At 57.5% G+C, this 16,909-nt stretch carries 20 protein-coding genes; 1 reads left to right on the top strand and 19 read right to left on the bottom strand.

Annotated elements, in window-relative coordinates; genetic code table 11:
• Nucleotides 1–7: 7 nt before the first annotated feature.
• The 17 genes from J8F10_RS19435 to J8F10_RS19360 form a co-directional block, all read right to left on the bottom strand.
• Nucleotides 8–1,348 (bottom strand): hypothetical protein, encoded by a 1,341-nt coding sequence (locus J8F10_RS19435; protein WP_210656462.1) that lies wholly within the window; start codon nucleotides 1,346–1,348, stop codon nucleotides 8–10.
• Between the two features lie 8 nt (nucleotides 1,349–1,356).
• Nucleotides 1,357–1,668, bottom strand: a complete 312-nt coding sequence (locus J8F10_RS19430; protein WP_210656460.1) for a hypothetical protein — start codon at nucleotides 1,666–1,668, stop codon at nucleotides 1,357–1,359.
• Entirely contained in the window at nucleotides 1,665–2,030 is a 366-nt protein-coding gene (locus J8F10_RS19425) for a hypothetical protein (RefSeq protein WP_210656458.1), read from the bottom strand. The genes J8F10_RS19430 and J8F10_RS19425 overlap by 4 nt, the downstream gene beginning before the upstream one ends.
• Nucleotides 2,027–2,272, bottom strand: a complete 246-nt coding sequence (locus J8F10_RS19420) for a hypothetical protein (RefSeq protein ID WP_390891111.1) — start codon at nucleotides 2,270–2,272, stop codon at nucleotides 2,027–2,029. The genes J8F10_RS19425 and J8F10_RS19420 overlap by 4 nt, the downstream gene beginning before the upstream one ends.
• A gap of 196 nt (nucleotides 2,273–2,468) precedes the next feature.
• The gene (locus J8F10_RS40860) at nucleotides 2,469–2,879 is read right to left on the bottom strand and encodes an HK97 gp10 family phage protein (RefSeq protein ID WP_390891110.1); all 411 of its coding nucleotides are present in this window, start codon (nucleotides 2,877–2,879) and stop codon (nucleotides 2,469–2,471) included.
• A 61-nt stretch (nucleotides 2,880–2,940) separates the two neighbouring features.
• On the bottom strand, nucleotides 2,941–3,381 hold the full coding sequence (locus J8F10_RS19415; protein ID WP_210656454.1) for a phage head completion protein: 441 nt from the start codon (nucleotides 3,379–3,381) through the stop codon (nucleotides 2,941–2,943).
• Nucleotide 3,382: 1 nt separating this feature from the next.
• Nucleotides 3,383–3,958: a head-tail connector protein gene (locus J8F10_RS19410; protein WP_210656452.1), complete on the bottom strand. Its 576-nt coding sequence runs from the start codon at nucleotides 3,956–3,958 to the stop codon at nucleotides 3,383–3,385.
• Between the two features lie 117 nt (nucleotides 3,959–4,075).
• Nucleotides 4,076–5,398, bottom strand: a complete 1,323-nt coding sequence (locus tag J8F10_RS19405) for a phage major capsid protein (RefSeq protein ID WP_210656450.1) — start codon at nucleotides 5,396–5,398, stop codon at nucleotides 4,076–4,078.
• Nucleotides 5,399–5,413: 15 nt separating this feature from the next.
• Nucleotides 5,414–5,983 carry an HK97 family phage prohead protease gene (locus J8F10_RS19400; RefSeq protein WP_210656448.1) on the bottom strand — a complete coding sequence of 190 codons (570 nt, stop codon included), beginning with the start codon at nucleotides 5,981–5,983 and terminating at the stop codon, nucleotides 5,414–5,416.
• On the bottom strand, nucleotides 5,980–7,215 hold the full coding sequence (locus J8F10_RS19395) for a phage portal protein (RefSeq protein WP_210656446.1): 1,236 nt from the start codon (nucleotides 7,213–7,215) through the stop codon (nucleotides 5,980–5,982). The genes J8F10_RS19400 and J8F10_RS19395 overlap by 4 nt, the downstream gene beginning before the upstream one ends.
• Nucleotides 7,216–7,232: 17 nt before the next feature.
• The gene (locus tag J8F10_RS19390) at nucleotides 7,233–8,822 is read right to left on the bottom strand and encodes a terminase TerL endonuclease subunit (RefSeq protein ID WP_210656444.1); all 1,590 of its coding nucleotides are present in this window, start codon (nucleotides 8,820–8,822) and stop codon (nucleotides 7,233–7,235) included.
• Nucleotides 8,823–9,074: 252 nt separating this feature from the next.
• Entirely contained in the window at nucleotides 9,075–9,389 is a 315-nt protein-coding gene (locus J8F10_RS19385) for a hypothetical protein (RefSeq protein ID WP_210656442.1), read from the bottom strand.
• Between the two features lie 120 nt (nucleotides 9,390–9,509).
• Nucleotides 9,510–10,013 carry a tail completion protein gp17 gene (gp17, locus tag J8F10_RS19380; RefSeq protein ID WP_210656440.1) on the bottom strand — a complete coding sequence of 168 codons (504 nt, stop codon included), beginning with the start codon at nucleotides 10,011–10,013 and terminating at the stop codon, nucleotides 9,510–9,512.
• A gap of 17 nt (nucleotides 10,014–10,030) precedes the next feature.
• Complete coding sequence (locus J8F10_RS19375; RefSeq protein WP_210656438.1) at nucleotides 10,031–10,666, bottom strand: helix-turn-helix transcriptional regulator; 636 nt, start codon at nucleotides 10,664–10,666, stop codon at nucleotides 10,031–10,033.
• 97 nt (nucleotides 10,667–10,763) lie between these two features.
• Nucleotides 10,764–10,997, bottom strand: coding sequence for a hypothetical protein (locus J8F10_RS19370; protein WP_210656437.1), 234 nt, complete (start codon nucleotides 10,995–10,997; stop codon nucleotides 10,764–10,766).
• Between the two features lie 177 nt (nucleotides 10,998–11,174).
• The gene (locus tag J8F10_RS19365; RefSeq protein ID WP_210656435.1) at nucleotides 11,175–11,447 is read right to left on the bottom strand and encodes a hypothetical protein; all 273 of its coding nucleotides are present in this window, start codon (nucleotides 11,445–11,447) and stop codon (nucleotides 11,175–11,177) included.
• 437 nt (nucleotides 11,448–11,884) lie between these two features.
• Nucleotides 11,885–13,510, bottom strand: coding sequence for a DUF1549 domain-containing protein (locus tag J8F10_RS19360; RefSeq protein WP_210656433.1), 1,626 nt, complete (start codon nucleotides 13,508–13,510; stop codon nucleotides 11,885–11,887).
• 126 nt (nucleotides 13,511–13,636) lie between these two features.
• On the opposite strand from J8F10_RS19360, the gene J8F10_RS19355 reads away from it, so the two are divergent.
• Nucleotides 13,637–14,824, top strand: coding sequence for a hypothetical protein (locus tag J8F10_RS19355; protein WP_210656430.1), 1,188 nt, complete (start codon nucleotides 13,637–13,639; stop codon nucleotides 14,822–14,824).
• An 18-nt stretch (nucleotides 14,825–14,842) separates the two neighbouring features.
• Here J8F10_RS19355 and J8F10_RS19350 read toward each other — a convergent pair whose 3' ends face one another.
• Both J8F10_RS19350 and J8F10_RS19345 read right to left on the bottom strand, forming a co-directional pair.
• Nucleotides 14,843–15,724 (bottom strand): DUF58 domain-containing protein, encoded by an 882-nt coding sequence (locus tag J8F10_RS19350; protein WP_210656428.1) that lies wholly within the window; start codon nucleotides 15,722–15,724, stop codon nucleotides 14,843–14,845.
• 47 nt (nucleotides 15,725–15,771) lie between these two features.
• The gene (locus tag J8F10_RS19345; RefSeq protein WP_210656426.1) at nucleotides 15,772–16,821 is read right to left on the bottom strand and encodes an AAA family ATPase; all 1,050 of its coding nucleotides are present in this window, start codon (nucleotides 16,819–16,821) and stop codon (nucleotides 15,772–15,774) included.
• Nucleotides 16,822–16,909: the final 88 nt, after the last annotated feature.

Raw genomic sequence — 16,909 nt, 5'->3', positions numbered from 1 at the left:
CCCCTTCTTAGATTTCAGGTGCGGAGCGATCTAAAGCCCCTAACCCAATCACGATTTGTTGAAGCTTCTGCGCCATTTCTTTGAGCAATTTTTCTTGGTTCATTCCGAACCGCCGATCTTCCTCGAATTTAATCTTGTTCTGCAGTGAAAACGCATCGGCTGAACCTGCCTGAATCGCTTTCGAGGGCTGGTAAGGTGTGTCCAACTCTTTCTTGTAAGCAATCAGTTGCTTGATTCGCGCGATGTGCTTTTCATCAATGCCTTTCTCTATCAGGTCTTGCAGTTGGATCTCTTCGCTTGATTTTTTGTAGAATCCCTTTATTAGCCCCAAGTCTTCTTCGAGCGACCGGGCGAAGCGCTGGGCTTCACGGTCGTTCTTGGCGAAAATTGCGTCCTGCCCTTTCTGGATTTGCTCCGCAGTAAGTTTGTGCTGTTCGGCAAGTTCGGTAAGTTTCTGCACGTCCGCATTCACGTCCGAACTGTATTGCGACGAAACAAATCTATCGAGTTCATCGTTCGCTATCGCCATTTCCTTGTTGATAGCGGCGAGTCTGGCAGCACCGATATCAGCATTTGAAAACCCGAAAGCGTCTTTCAGCTTCTCCAGTTTCATGATGTCGGAATTCTCGGTCAAGCCTTTTACGGCATCGTCCATTTCGACAATAAATTTGCGGAGTGCGTTCGTGGCTTCGATGGATTGGGTCGGGTCTGCGATCTCCAGCAGCCCCTTTCGCAACTCCTGTGCCCGCTCGAATCGCTGCTTGTAAACCGTTTCGATCTCGTCGAGTTTCTTCTGCGCTTTCAGCGCGAAGTCCTCTTTGCTGCCGATGAGAAACGCTTGCATCACGCTGGTATCTTTCCCCCAGACACTTTGCCAGCGTTCCACTTCTTCGCGTGCCTTTTTGAGTTGCGGGGCAGTGCTCGCCAACTGGTCGTCGAGAGTTTTGAGTTGCCGCTTTTGCGCTTCGATGCCTTGGGAAGTCCCAAGGATGTCCGCCATTGCTTCGAGTTCCTTGCGGCTTCGCTCGATGCCCTTGCCTACGACTTCACTCCAAGCAGCAGCGAGTTTTCCGCCCCGTTCCAGTTCGTTGTGGAACATCTGCGAGCGTGTCACCAGCCCGCCCATGTTCTTCGCCAGTTCTATTGCGCCTACTGCGAGAACGCCTGCAATTCCAGCCTTCCCGCCTAATTCCAAGAAATTCCCCAGGCTGCCCCCAACTGAAGCCGTCATTTCCTTGGCTTTAGCAGAGAACTCGCTGAGTTTGGCGTTCGCCTGCTTCAGCCCCGTAACGAGTCCGGTGCTGTTGGTGGTGAGGATGAGCGAACCTTCTCCCAGTGACGACGCCATTCTTAAATTTATCCTTTTGTTTTGGTATTTTTCTTACTCGCTACTGCCCACGCCTTCAGTGCTACCGAAGCCTCGTTTCCGGTCAGGGTCTTCGCTTCCCCGAAGTGCGGAATTAACTGCTTCACACTCACCTTCGCACCGTGAACCTGACAGTTCGCAGCCCCTGACAACGCAATCGCTGCCTCTAGCCTCTGGAGAGGCAATCCTTCCCGACGCATGTACTCGCCCCAAAGTGGAATCTCGTCGTATGGGAAGCACTCGCGGAAGTGCTTGAGCGACTGGTAACCCAGTGCCAAACACAACCGCATTTCGAGCATCACCCAGGGTTCTTCTTCGAGGATTTTTTTGCTTCGGAATCCCCCTTCAACCCGGCGAACACGCTGGCGTTGCTCGCGATCCAACTGAGCGTTGCACCGTTCTTCTCCGCAAGTATCGGGAAGTCGTCGTCACTGAATACCCGTGTGCCGTCCGGCTCGGACAAGCAGTACAGGCAAATCCAGATGTTCGCATCGAGTCCGCGTGACTGCTTTTCGCACTCAACGATTTTGAGCAGAACCGAAGTCCATTCCTTACCCTTCAGCGAACGCAAGTGCAGCCCCTTTCCCGCTTCTTCCCACTCGGGAACGGGAAAGGGCGTGACTTTGACATCGTTCAGGCTGGCTAGTTTCTCTTTGGTACTCATGCGATGGATACATCTCCAGACGGGGTTATTTCCAGCGAGATCATCACCTCTTCGTCCGGGGAAAACGGGGTGTCGATTTTTGTGATGAAACCTGAGAAGGTGACTACGGCTGGTTCGTCGGCGGGACATGTGATGCGCCAATCAACCATGTCGCGGAGCATACCGTGAAGTGTGGTGAAAGCGGATTCTGAGAATTCTAGTGACACACTAATTGCAGCGTTCGTTATCATGCCGGGCATCATCGTCTTCTGGTAAGAAGTCAGCCCAAGGTGCGAAGTGTCTATGCTAGTTACAGAAATCGAAGGCAGCGCGAGAGTCTTAACCCCCGCGAGAGCCACCCAACTTGACCCGACTTGATACTCTATTTTGCTTGTAACTCCGAGTACTGGCAATGATCCCCCTAGTTTCGATTCTTAAAACTATGTAGGGGGCTGCTTCTCACTTTCGTTTCGGGAGCAACAATTCGACTTGCCGTCTGAGTTCAATGATGAATGTGCTGCGGAACGCGCGACCGTAAGAACGCTGAATGAAGTGCCTGCCTCGGATGAATCGTGTGCCCTGGTCTACCAAGTGCGAGTAGTTCGCGGGTCGGTGGTTCTTCGGCTGTCCCTTCTTCTTCCCGCGTTTGAACTTCCCTTTCTTCCTCACGAAACTCCGCGACGGACCAATGACCGAAACCCAAACTTGCTTGTTTTGGTAGTTCTGTAACCGGATGCGAATAGATTTCTTTAAGAAGCCGAAGCGGTTTGGGGCTGCTGCAACGATCTTCGCTTTGACGGGCGAAGAAGCCTTGTTCAGCGCAATGCGCATTGCCTTGTTTCGCAAGCCCTTACTGAGTTTCTCAAGCACGGTCTTCGGGTCGGTAGTCCAGGTGAAATAGGCTGAAATCCCAATCGTTCCCCCTCTTGCTTCACAAAACTAGTAAGAGTGCTGCGGAAAAATCGTCCGAAGAACCAAGAGGCACACCGATGGTGAGATGTTGCCGCATCCGTGAGATCCCCACGATATGCGCAGCAATGCTAACATCTGTAGTGAGTTTGTCGTTACGGTGCGCCTGCAGCGATAACTCGTTGTTTGCGCCGTAAATAGATTCGATGCGGTAGACCGTCCCCGATTCGTCCCGCAACAAATCGTCCGTGCTGACTGGTGGGGCGTCCTTCAAGAGTATCGTGACATCCGCACCGGGCTGCTTCGCCCCGTAGTCTGCAGTATTTCGACCGTTCGTTTCTTCTAGCGACGCCCAAAGGTAGCCGTTCTCTTGAGCAGTTAGCACCTGTTGCCCTTGCTCGTCAACGGTTCGGTAGCCCTTTAGCCACTGCAGACGGCAATTATAGATTCCAGATTTCTGCATATTACACTCCTGCCAAGCCAGTGAGATATTTGTTGCAGACGCGAGTGAACGCCATCGGCAGTTCCTTCAGTGAATCCGTGGTATGACTCTCGCGGTTTGCGTAGTAATGCGCGGCAAGTTGGAGCACAGCGACACGCACCTCTGCGGGCAAGTAATCCACTCCGACCCAACCCGCTGTAAACTCAATTGCGATCGGTCGGGGCATGGCACTTAGTGCCGGGAATTCCCCGTCAATTATGGAAACTATAGCGGGGATGCCGGTCGCGTCCCCGATCCAAGAGGTCAACTCTTGCTCTTGGTCGGCATCGTCGAAGTAGGTCACGCTGGCGATGTCCGTGACCTTGCCCCGTGCAAGTTCAAAGCATTTTGCCCAGCAAGGGAAGTACTGTTTAAAGCCCGTGGACAGGACAATGCGTCCATCGGTTTCGTGCTCGAATGCGGACATAGCCGCATCAAGGAACACTTGTAATTCGGCGTCTTCGGACGATCCGTTGTTGCTTTTGATGTGGGCTACCAGTTGCGTTACTAAATCCAGGCTTTCGGGCGGCTCGGTGATTTCAATGGAATAGTGGTGCATACCGTATGTAGTGTGTTCTTCTTTAAACTAAAAAGCACCACCGGCGAAACCAGAACCGGTGATGCTAAATCACCCCTGAGCACTGAATTCAGGAAATGATATTTCTTGAAACTATTCTTAACTTGTGATCGTGAGCGAGTGGACTGCACCGCTTGCGCCGGTCGGTCCGAGCCATGCGCCGCCAAAACTCATGAGTCCGCAGTAGGCAGTGTGCGGGTGGTACTTCTCAACCAAAGTGTCGAAGCGTTGACCTTCCACCATGCGTAACATGTAGAAGTCGGGAACGAAGAACAGGATTACATCGTCCGCCATGTACTGACTCACGTAAGCCCGCTTGCCGAGCAGCGTGTCCCACTCAACTCCGTCAACAATGTTTTTGTCGAACAATGATCGCTTGTCGGCATCCTTGAGGTACTTGCGCAAACGCTTCGCGGTCACATCGTTATACAGCCACATCGCGTTCTGCCGGTACTGCATCGGAATGCGGAAGTACATGTCTTCCAGGTAACTTTGTGCGTCAGAGTTGAAGTTGCTGGAAGTCACCGGAGTCAGCACGTTATCGACCGCGAACAAACCTTGGACGCCAGTCGAACCGTTACCGCTCGCATTCAGGATTTCGTCTTCGAGTTTGCGAGCGTGGCTGTTGCTGTTGGCTTTTGCGATCTTCTCGACAATGCCGACGGCAGCGTGTGCATCCCTCAACTCTTGGTAGCTTATTTTCTGATATCCGCTTGTCAAATCGAATGTATTGATTGTGACGGCTGCGGAAGCGATGTTGGTATCGGGAATGGTCGGGTTGGAATCCGTACCTGCTGAAGCGGTTAAATATGTGGACTTAAGTCCAGTATCGTCTATGCGAAAATAATCGCGTGCGTTCCCGTCACCAGTCGTTTCGGTTGCGAGCGTGCCGACGAAAGGCGAGAAGTAAGTGAGGTACTCGGTTACATGATCTGAATAAGATTTGTAAATCCACTCAGCACCGCTACCGCTTCCGCCTTTGGTGAGAATGGTACGCTGTTTGAAATTCAGTCCACGGTAGTCGCATTTGATCTTTGCCGACCCTGAACCCAGCATGAACCCGGCTTCGCGGGTGCGGAAGTGTGCTTCGCTCGAATGGTCGGGCTCTGCAGTTCGGGAAAGCATCCACAACCGCAGACCTTCGCTGAACTCGTCGCGATCGTTGCGCTTCGGAGTGGCTGCTACCTTGGGTGCGGGTCGGGTCGGCTGCTGCATCCGGTTCTTGGCAGCAAGTAACCGCTGACTCGACTGGGCGGCTGCGAGGTCGGATTGAAGTTGTTCGATCTGCGAAAGGACTTCGTCGAGGTGTGACTGCTCTTCTGGCGAGAGCGTTTCTTTTGCCTGAAGTGCGTCGGCTTCCGCCATTAGACTGTCAATGCTTCCCTGAATTTCTTCTGCGCTAGAGCGGCTCTTGGTACTCATTTTCCTCCGTGGTTGTTAGTATCTAGTGCTTAACATTCTGTTTTTGATTTTTATAATTCGCATCCTACTCAGCATTCTTTTCAGTTCTTGGTTTTGGCGCAAGTGTACAGTCGTCTCGTGGTACGCTGCCGCCGTGTTGCGGCAAATGCACACGTCTGCCAGCGTTACCGACAGCCGTTCCACGAGGTCACCGTTCAGCCGGTCCTTCAGCGAACCAAAGCGGAAACTGCAGCCATCGAGTTCACCCCGTTCCACTCGTGAAATGATGCTGTCGCCGAATTCACCGGGGGGAAGGTAGCAACTTGCGAACAAACCGTGCGGGTCTTCCTGCAGGATGAGTTCACCCGTACTTCTGCGGGCAAAGGTCTGCTTGTCGTCGTGGTCGATGTTCGCGATCACTTCCGCCTCGGAGCAAAGTGCTTCTGTAAAAGCACCCGGGCGAATCACTTCGCGGTAACTCACGAGTTTGCCGGCTGCGTCCCGTTCGGTGATGGGGGCAATTTCACCGAACACGCTCGCATAAAAACTAAGTCTGCGGTTCTCCCCGATGGTCGGGGCAATCCGGCTGTTGCGAGTGTGGCTCATGCTGCTCCTGGTGCTGGTGGTAGTTGGTTGGGGCTGACAGGCGGAAGTGTTCCCGCCCCTTGGTTCAGCGGGGCTAACGGCTGGTCTAATCCTTCGATGGAGTTCAGTTTCAAGCCTTCCCGCACTTCGTTTCGGAGTAGAACCCCACTCGTTAAGTAAGTGTTGTCGATCTGCGATTGCGTAACCGGGTCGCCTCGGAGAAGTTCGCGCGTGTCGAACTCCGCGAAGAAGTCCGAACCAACACCGAAGATTTTGTTGTTCACCTCGGTTTCGATCGCTTCGAGCATCCAGCGAAGTGACTTCTGGTAAACGGCTTGGTTTTCTGCAGCGAGAGAAGCGTATTTGGCTGCTGCGTAGTCGCCGAGAATTATGGAGCTTATTCCCGTCCAACGGCTCACATCACCAACGGAAGCCCCAAGCGCCTCGATGATTTGGGCATCTTCGGCGTTGCTCCCGCTGAGCGGGGTGAATTCCCCGCCTTCGCTCAGCAGTGGGATTTCGCCCGTGTTCAGCGTGCCCGCGAACTGCTTTTTAAAATTCTCGCGAATTGTGTTGATCGTTTCCGGGGTGATCTTCCCCGCGTACCGCAAGTAGCCGCTTGGTTTCGCAGCGTTTTTGTAGAAGGATGTCGCGGATTCCTGAACCTGCTTGTGCAGTCCGAGTGCTTCGCCTGCCCAACGCAGGAAACTCGCACCTCGGATGCCGTCACAATCGGGAATCGCCACGATGTGAAGCATGTCCGTGTCGGAGTACACTTCCGGTTCGCCGTTGTCAGCTCGCACCGCAAACGCTTTGTTCCACTCGTCGTCAACTATCACTTCAGTGACACAAGACGGCTTGATGGGGTAAACACCGTACAGCGCACCCGTGCCAGTCCAGCGAAGTTGGCAGAACGCTTCGCCGTGCAAAAAGAGGTCACGGGCGAGCACCTGCAAAAAAGTGTTTCGAGTTTGCGCCGGGTTGGGGCGGAACTGTAATAGTTTCCAGGCAGGGTGCGTTCGCGCTTGCTCGCGTCCCCCATTGAAATCGTCGCGGTAAACCACGAGTGGAAGGCTGCTCAGAGTGGTTTGATACCAGCGCAACGCGGCGAAAACGGGGGAGAGGGTTAGCGCTTCATCGGGAGTTGCGACCGGTGATCGGTTGCCGGAACGCCCGAAGAACCATCCCTCGGGAAGCGAGTTGAGTGGATACCACTTTGTGCGGTTGAAAAGTCTACGGGCAAATTGGAACATACCCTATCTAGTGTCGATCAAATCAAAACACATCCGGTCTGAACCACATTGTCGGCGGGCTTTGCGAGTTGACCGAGAAGACTGAGCAGCGCCGAAATCGCCCCGTCCACTTTATCGACTGACCGTTTACGAACGGGGTAAACCTCCCCGTAGCGGTTCAGTTCCACACGCACGTTTTGAAGGCAGAACTTGAGCCAACTGCTTCCGTCGTGTGAGTACCGCTTCTCTTCGATTGCCTTCCGTAACTCCACCATTGCCGGATTAAAGTAACGGGCTGATGGTGGCACACGCTCGCACTTCACCCCTTCCTCGGACAGCCGGTTACCCATCACGTAAGCCGATCTCGGATCGAAATTGCAAACTTTGACATCATAGTTTTTCGCGAGGGAAACGAGGTGAGCGAGAATTGCCCTCTCGTCGATCATATCGCCCTTCGTGATGCACATCTCCGGGAACTCACGGTAGTGGCTCAGGTTCGACTTTTCCCGTTCAAGAACCGCCTTTTCTGCAACCCAGCACCACGAGCGTGAGAAGTATCGTCCGGGCGAGAGTTCCCAAGTGATCGTTACCGAAGTCGGGTCGGTCGTTTCCGAGAGGTCTACACCGATCGCAGCCGGTGCGGACTTCAGTTCCGCTTCGCTCGGTTCGGCTTTCAACTCATCGAACTTGTTCACCTCGAAGTACGCCATCTCATCGGGCTTCAGCCAGCGCCCCAACCGCAATCGCTGGAAGTTCAGCCACTCACCCAACCCCGCCGACTTCGCCGCTTCGAGGTCGCGGCGGAACTGGTCGGTAGGACACCACGGTGAACCGAGTAACGGGTTAGCCAGTTTCCACTGTGTCGGGTCTTCCGGGCTTCCGTCCGCGTCCATCTCGTGGACAACGGCTAAGTGCGTGATGTCGAGGTCTTCGCCCGACAGAATTCGCTTGGATTTGCTGTAAATCCGCTTGTGATACCAGTGTTCTTGCTGGTCGCTCGCCGTGCTTATGACAACTATAAGACCGTTCGGTCGGGCTGCCGGAGCGTAGCGAAGTGCATCGAACGCATCCGCGCTGCGTGTCCAACCCGCTTCATCCACAAGCACGCTAGAGCAGTTGAAACCGTGTAGCCTTTTGCCGTCTGATGAAACGGAACGAAAACGGGAATTCAGGTCTTTGACTTCGATTTCTTTCGTGTGCCGTCGGCAATCGGTGAACGGGTCGAACGGTGAGTGCTCCACTGCGAATTTCAACTCATCGAAAACTTGCGAAGCGTTGTCCCTTGATGCCGCGCAACTCACCACGAACGGACTGGGTTCACCACTGCCCAAAGTCTCGAAGTACGCGATTATTGAAACTAAAAGCGTTTTGCCGAATGACTTCTTCGGTACGTGGAGATTGGCGAAGCGAAACCGCCTGTTACCGTTCTGAAGTCGCCAACCGTACAACCGCTGCAGGAACTGGGCTTGCTCGGTTGCGAGGGTGACTTGCCCGCGAATGAACTGACTGCGGAAGAATGTTCGCGTGAATTTTAAAATGCAGTTCGCGTGCGGTTCGCTCCAGTAACACCCTTCTTCGAGTGCCAGCCGATCGGCTGCGGTGACTACTGCCCAGTCTGGCGGGTTCACCGATCCTGCTTCGCGTGCAACCGCCCGTGACAGGTGGCGCACAACGCTCGGTAATCATCGAGGCTCAACGCGGGGTAACGCAAGTGGTGGGCGTGAGCAGAGAATTCGGTGTTGTTGCAGCAGCCGTTACCGCAGCCTTCGCACTGACAGACCGGATGAGTGGCAAGCAGTTCACGCCGCAAGTCATGGTGTCTGCGATCGTAACCCCGCATCCACGAATTCGGTCGCTCCCGCTTCTGCTCGGTGAGGGGTTTAGCTCTGGGCATCTTGTCCGGCATTCAATCCTTCTCTGATAATCGCTGCGAGGTCGCGGGGCTTCTCGTTCTTCTTCTTCGCGGTAACTCCGAACGGAATTCCCTGCCGCTCGAAACTCTTTGTGAGTGCGACGAACTTGATGATTCCGGTTCGCTCGTCCTGCTCCGGGTCGAACTGGAGCAGGGCGTAGGTGCGGGCGAGCAGCACAAAGGAATCGAACGTGGCGTCAGTCAGCAGCCCTTCCTCAACGCACCGCTTTGCGTGCCGATCCCAAAACTTCGCCGCTTCCTTGCTCAAAACTGGTCGTTTCATTCTAATAGCCCTTATCAAATAATCTGTTTGAAGAAAGATCACATGCCGGTGTGGTTTCTAGACTCTACGTTCTGAACATCGTTAGGGCATCCCCCTCCCACCACGACATTCTGTCATAAATTAAAATACCGCGAGGTACTGCGAGTTGAACGGTTCGCTGAAATCTAATCGAGGTGCGTCACCGGTAATGGTTGGCGTCCCGAACGCTTCGCCTGACTCGATCCCAGCATCGACACGAATTCGCACGGTCTGTTCGTACCAAACGGTGAACTCTGAGACTGCCGAATACCGCTCCGAGTCTTCGTCCTTTTCAGTGGCTGAGTTGCCCCACATCGACCACTTAACTTGACCTTCGCTCCACCCACTGAGCGTGCTCCGCAGCGCACTCAGGATCTGCGTAACTTGAGTGTGCTTGTTGCCCCAAACATCGAACATTATTCCGGTCTTTTCCAGTGAAGACGGGCTGCCATCGAGTCTGTAACTGTTCTCGCTGCTAGTAATGGTGAACGCGACAAAAGGCACTTGAGTGCCATCAGTGCCGATGGCGGGTGTGATCCTACCGCCCACCAACGCATTCACGGGACTGTTTGTTAGTTTCGCGACTAATGTTTCTGGCAAGCCCATGCCAGTATTTAGTGCTGCTAATCAATTTTATCTGCGAATGCTTTGTCGCAGTCGAAATCGTGCTTTTTAAGCCGGTAAGTGACTGTGTTTAGGGCGATGCCGAACCGTTCGGCGAGTTGGGCGATTGTCGCGGGCTGTCCCTGGAACACGAACTGTCTGGGTTGAGAACCCGTTTTTCTGTTCGGTGTGGTGAACGCTTTATTTGCGTCCCAACCGTGCCGTGTCAGTCGTTCTGAAACCGTTCGTCGCGGCATGTTGAGGTGTTGCGCCAGTTGGGTCACAGTGAATTGCTTGCCTCGGTACTCTGTCGTCGTGATTCCCGCACCTAATCGTTGTGGCTTGGGTGCTCGTTGTGGCTTCGGCTTGGTTGTTCGATGCTGCTTCTGCTTGGGTGGTTCGGTTGTGGGCGTTGGTGGTGCTGGAAGTGGTGCGATGATCGTGAGAAGGGGGTTGCTGCGTCTCCACTCGATGAGTTGTCGAAGCCGTTCGGTGTCCTTGTCGCTCCACACGAGCCAACTGCCCTGCCTGCGAGTGGGCAGGGTGAACAAGTCGGCTCGCACGAACTTATTGAGCGTTTCGGGCAGAATGCCGAGTTCGGCGCAGACGGTTGAGGTGTTGCGTTCGGGGACTTCGGGCTTCGGGGCGTAGTGCATGCACTATTTAGTTTCCAGGAAACGAAAAACCCCGCCTGGAAGCGGGGCGGTCGCGTGGTTTACTCCTTTGATCAAATCAAAGAAAATCGCCTTGTGGTTAGCGTTTCGCGACGTGTGTCTTTGCAAGGGCTGCGCAAACCATGCTGAGTATTTCCTTATTGGTGATGACTACTTTAACCGTTTTGTCTCTCCCTCTTCCCGCTATCTTAAATTCTATCGCTACCTTTTCTGGCTCATCGCTGGTCTGAGGGAAAAAACTTTTTTCCGTCCCAACTACAGTCATGGGGCAGTTGTAGTTCTTCTTCCCGTTGCCCAATTGAACCGTAGCCATGTCGTATCTCTCCTTTGTTAGCGGGCGATTGCTGATTGTCTCATGAATATGAGTCATTTGCAAGGAAAAAATAAATTTATTTAGTTAGATTGATTCGATCAAATTGTGACGTCTGCAAATAAGGAAGCCCGGCGAAAATCGCCGGGCTTTTTAGGGGGGGAATACTCAGTTCACTTGTTACCTGTTCAGCCCCAGTGCCTTTCGATCGCGTTCGATTTGTTGCCCGACGAGTTTGGAACGCTGCTCTCCGAGTTCCCGCGAGCGTTCGGTTTCGCGCTGAATCGCTCGGCTCTGAATCCCGTGAAGGGCGTTCACCACGACGAACAGCGCCACGCAGCACACGCACACCGCGTAAATCTTCAGCCACTTCAGCCCCGTGCGTTTCCGCTTCCGGGGCTTCACGAGTTCGACATCGATCTCGTCGTCTTCGTAGTCGCGGTGGTTGCGCATGGTCGGCACTCCCCTTGTGCGTTGGGTCGGATAATTGTGGCTCCAACGACATTGAGATTAACGCGGTTCGGGGGCGGTGCCAAGATTTTTCAGGAGTGGTTACAAGGCGCATTCGTCTTGGTAGTTCACCTCCTGGCGTAGGCGGTTTTGTGCCTTGCTTGCCTCCTCTTCGGTCGCAAAAGAATAGGGCAGACTGTACGGATTGCTCCCGAATTCGTCCGATTCAGATTCGAGTTGTGTTATCGACACTCGCCACCTCCCGTTCTTTTCCCAGCGGGACAGTCGATACCACCGCACACGAGTTTGAAATTTAATGTACACGTGTTTAATTTAATTTGGGTTTTCTGTCGTCTCAAATTGCAATGCCCGCTACTTCGGAAGTCAACCATAACCAGCATGAAACGTGAAACCATTTGAAATCGCAGGGGAAATTATCGCTACCTATTTGTTGCCAACTCAGTCGAATTGAATAGTACCCAATACAGGTCCGCGAGCCGTCGCTTGCGTTCGTCGCCGGTGGTGCCGGCGAGTTTCGCCGTGAAGTGCTCTGTCTCTCGTTGCGTGGGGCGGCGCGTCAGCACGGTCAGGTACGCGGTCTCGACGGCCGCCGCGTCGCTGGGGGCGAACATCGCGATTTGGGTGGACGCGCTCAGCAGCTCGTCCTTCGCTTTGCCGTCCACGAGGTCGCCGTTCATCATCAGGAGCCGCTGCGGGATGGTGCCGTGTGCCCGCGCGAACTCGTCGTCGTCCGCGTCGCCGTAGCGCTTCACGAAATCCCGCTCGTTGAAGTACCGCATGGCCCGCACGAAGATGTGCGACTGCTGGTTGATCGTCTTCACGCTCGCGGCCTGAATCACGTTGCCGATCACCTGTTCCGGGCGCAACCGCGTGAGCGGGAAGACGGCCAGAGAGTCGTCGTGTGCGTCCGTGACCTCGAACTCGGCCGCGCTGTCGAGCCGGAACACGTCCGTAGACGCGATGAGCAAGACGAGCCGGCGCAGGTCGTGACCGTGGGCGGCGAAGTCGTCCGCGAGGATGCGCAGCGCGGGCGGGATCTTCTCGGTACTCATCTCATCGAGCGTTTGCGCTTCCACGCGCCGCAGCAGCGGCCGGCCGAACATCATCGCCCAAACGCGGTTCACGGTGGCGCGGGCAAAATAGACGTTCTCCGGGTCGGTGACCCACGACGCCAGGCGCTCGCGCCGCGTCCCGTGTGCCGGGAGCAGTTCGGGCGCGAACGGTACTGATGGCGCGATTTGGTGCGTTCCGCCCGCCACGCGGTCCTCGAATTCGTACTCGCCTTTGTCCGCGTCCGCGATGTTCGTGACGGCGTGCTTCGTCTGGCCGAAGAACGCCGCGAGTGCCTGGAAGTGCGTTTGCTTCCATGCGGGTTCCAGAAAGTGGTCGTGGCACTGGGCGCAATCGATCCGCAGACCGAGGAACGCGCGCGTGACGCGGATCGCGAGCTTCTCGGCGTCCGGCGCCTTCTTGTTCTCATCAAACGTCGCCGCGATGAAATTGACCGCCGGCGTGTCCGTGTTCAGCCCCTGGGCCGAGATCATTTGTCGCACGATTTCGGCATACGACGTGTTCTTGAAAAGCTCGTCACCGAGCCACGAGATGTACCGGCGCTTGCGGTATGTGAGGAGCGGGCCGTCTTCGGTGCCGACGAAGGCCCGTGCGAGCCGGTCCGCGAAGTAGTCCGCGAACCGGCGGTCGTGGAGCAGGTGATTCGCCCAACCGTCGAGCCGTTTTTCGGGCGGTTGAAGCTCGAACTGGCGAATCTCTTCGAGCGACGGCACGCTGCCCGTCAGTGCGAGCGACAGCCGGCGCGCGACCGCGAGGTCGTCCGCGCGGGCCGCGGGTCGAAGCTGCTTCGCGGCCCAATCTTCGCGGAACGAGTGGTCGACTTTGCTCACCACCGCGCGGAAGTCGTTTTGTTCCGCGGGCGTTGGATCGAACTTCACCTTGCGCGATTCGGTGTACAGCGGAAACAGGCTCGCACGCAGCGCGAGCACGCCACCCGCCACGATCGCGATGAAGAGAAGGTTACGGCCCCACATGGGTGCGCTTCCGGTGGATGAAGACTCGCACACACATACCCCGCGTCGCGCCGCCGCGTTTCACGAAACCGCGAGCTACCTTGAAGGGTAGCACGAATATCGTAACCGCCTCACTCCGTGCGAATCATGGCCAGTGCAGCAATACCCGTCGCGCCACCGCTCCTGGTCGAACCGGACTTCGAGGGCGAAGTTCCGACCGTGATGCCGATCCCGCCGAAGAATTTTCTTCAGCGCGCTCTGCGTTCCGTTGGCTCCGTTGTGGAATGGTGTTTCGGCGTCACCGCGCTGTTTCTGGGGCTGTCCGTGTTGGCGTCGGTCCCGCTCGGCCAGTTCCTCGCGCTCGGGTACCTGCTCGAAGCGAGCGGGCGCGTGGCGCGCACCGGGCGCATCCGCGACGGCTTCATCGGTGTGCGCACTGCGGCGCTGTTCGGTGGGGTCGCACTCGCGTGCGCGCTGATGTGGCTGCCGCTGTACTTCGTGTCACTACAGGCCGAAGCCGCGCGGATCATCGACCCGAACGGCCGGGCGGCGAAATTATGGGAGGGGGCGCTGACCGCGCTCGCGGTGGTGTTCGTGCTCCACGCGGTCGGGGCGCTGATGTGGGGCGGGCGCATTCGGCACTTCATGAACCCGATTAACGCCCCGTGGCTCGCGTACCGTGCGTGCCGCGGCGGGCTCTACACCGAGGCCCGCGACCGCGTCTGGAACGCGGTCGTTGCGCTGCGCTTGCCGTACTACTTCTGGCTCGGCGCGCGCGGATTCGCGGGCGCGTTCGTGTGGCTCGCGCTCCCGCTCCTGCTGCTCGGGTTGGGGCACCGGTACTGGTTCGTGGGCTTGGTCGGCGCGGGGCTGTTCGCGGTCGTGGTGCTGTACGTGCCGTTCATGCAGGCGCGGTTCGCGCGCACGCACCGGTTCCGGGCGTTCTTCGAGGTGCTCAAGGTCCGGCAGGTGTACCGGCGCGCCCCGCTCGCGTTCGCACTCGCGCTGTGGGTTCACCTGCTGTTCGCGATGCCGCTCTATTTGCTGAAGATCGAACTGATCCCGCGCGACCTCGTGTTCCTCGAAGGGTTGATCTTCCTGCTCTTCATGTTCCCGGCGCGCGTACTCGGCGGGTGGGCCTACGCTCGTGGGGCGCGCCGGCGCGAACCGCGGTTCTGGGTGTCCCGCTGGGCGGGCCGGTTCGCGGTGATCCCCGTCGTGCTGGCGTATGTGTTCGCGGTGTGGGTTTCGCAGCACATCGGCTGGCAGGGCGTGTCGACGCTGTACGAACAGCACGCCTTCCTCTTGCCGGTTCCGTTCGTGGCGTGGAAGTAATTCCCGGGGCCGTGGGCGCTACCGTCCGTGCCGCTTCTGGAGGTACGCGGCGAGGTCGTGACCGAGGTCCGCGTCGGTGCGGAGCCGGACGTAATCGACCTCCAACCTCCGGCACCCGGCTTCGATCGATTCGATGTGATCGTGAAGTGCTTTCAGGTAACTGTCGCGGATACCGGACGGGTCGGTAAGAATTTCGGGCAGCCCTTCGAGCCCGCGGAACAGCGTGGTTTGCCTGAACGGGAAGTCGAGTTCGGCCGCGTCGAGCGTGTGGAAGAGGATGACTTCGTGCTTCTGGTACCGCAGGTGCTGGAGCGCGGCGAGAATATCGGGCACGTCGTCGAGTAGGTCGCTGAACAGGAACACGACCCCCCGGCGCCCGGTGCGCCCGGCCAGTTCGTCCACGCCGCGCGCGATCCCCCCTCCGCCCGGGAACGGCCCGTTGGCCATCACGCGGCACGCTTCGCGGAGCTGATTCATCTGGCCCGACGGCCGCAGGAACGCGCGCACGTCGTTCGCGACCAGGCTCAAGCCCACCGTGTCGGCTTGTTGGAGCACCAGGTACGCCATCGCCGCCGCCGCGGTACAGGCGAGGTCGTACTTCGTGCGGGCGCCGGAGCCGTACCCCATCGACTCGCTCGCGTCCACGACGAGCCACGCGACGAGGTTGGTTTCCTGCTCGTATTGCTTGAGGAAGTATCGTTTGGTACGCGCGTACACGGCCCAGTCGATGTGTTTCACATCGTCACCGGGTGCGTACTCGCGGTGCTGCGCGAACTCGACGGCCAACCCCTGGCGCGGGCTGCGGTGCTTGCCCGCGAGGTACCCCTCCACCGCGAACCGCGCTTCCAGTTCGAGGCGGTCGATGCGCGAGAGGACGGCGGGGTCGATGGGGTTCGTCATGGCGAGCGGCCGGGTGAGAGCGGCGGAACAACGTGTGGCACCGGGATCTACTCCGTCGCCCGCGCGGGGACGAGCGCGAGGAGCTTCCGCACGATCTCGTCGGGCGTGACGCGGTCGGCGTCGGCGTTGTAATTGGTGACGATGCGGTGGCGCATCACGGGCATCGCGACCGCCTTCACGTCCTCGGTCGCGACGTAGGTGCGCCCGCGGAGCAGGGCACGGGCCTTCGCCGCGAGGATCAGGCTCTGCCCGGCGCGCGGACCCGCGCCCCACGTCACGTACTTCTTCACGAAGTCCGGCACGTTCGGGTCGGGCGCCTCGCCGTCCTGGGTGCCGGGGCGCGTGAGGCGCGCGATCTTCATCGCGTAGCGGATCACGAACCCGGCCGCGGGCACCTTCCGCACGAGCCGCTGCATCGCCATCAGCTCTTCGCCGCCCACGACGCGGTTCGGTTGCGCCCGCACCGCGGACGTGGTCGCTTCGATGATGCGGAACTCTTCTTCCTCGCTCGGGTACCCCACGTTGACCGTGAACATGAAGCGGTCCTGCTGCGCTTCGGGGAGCGGGTAAGTGCCTTCCTGTTCGATCGGGTTCTGGGTCGCGAGCACGAAGAACGGTTCGGGGAGCTGGTGCCGGACGCCGGCGACGGTGACCTGCTTTTCCTGCATCGCCTCCAGCAGCGCCGATTGCGTTTTGGGCGGCGTGCGGTTCACCTCGTCCGCGAGCACCACGTTGGCGAACAGCGGCCCCGGGAGGAACTTGAACACCGGGCGGTGCGTCTCCGGGTCGTCCTCGATCATCCGCGTACCGGTGATGTCGGTCGGGATGAGGTCGGGGGTGAACTGCACGCGGTTGAACGTGAGGTTCATGCTGTCCGCGAGCGTGCGGATCATGAGCGTCTTCGCCAGCCCGGGCACGCCCACCAGGAGCGCGTGGCCCTGGGCCAGGAGCGCGATGAGCAGCAGCTCCATCACGTCCCGCTGGCCGACGATGACCTTGCCGCACTCTTCGAGGATGCGCTCGCTGGCGGCCCGCAGTTGATCGACCGCGTGTGCGTCGTCACCGCTCAGGCCGACGGGTTCCGCTCGAACAGGCACTTCTGCCTCCAGTCGAATGTCGAAAGGTCGAAGGTCGTAAGGTCAAAAGCCGTTAATCCGACCGACGTTACGACCTTCGACCTTATGA

Origin of the sequence: Gemmata palustris (assembly GCF_017939745.1) — a bacterium.
GTDB lineage: Bacteria > Planctomycetota > Planctomycetia > Gemmatales > Gemmataceae > Gemmata > Gemmata palustris.
The sequence above is the reverse complement of the archived record's forward strand: the minus strand, read 5'-3'. Positions and strand labels throughout refer to the sequence as shown.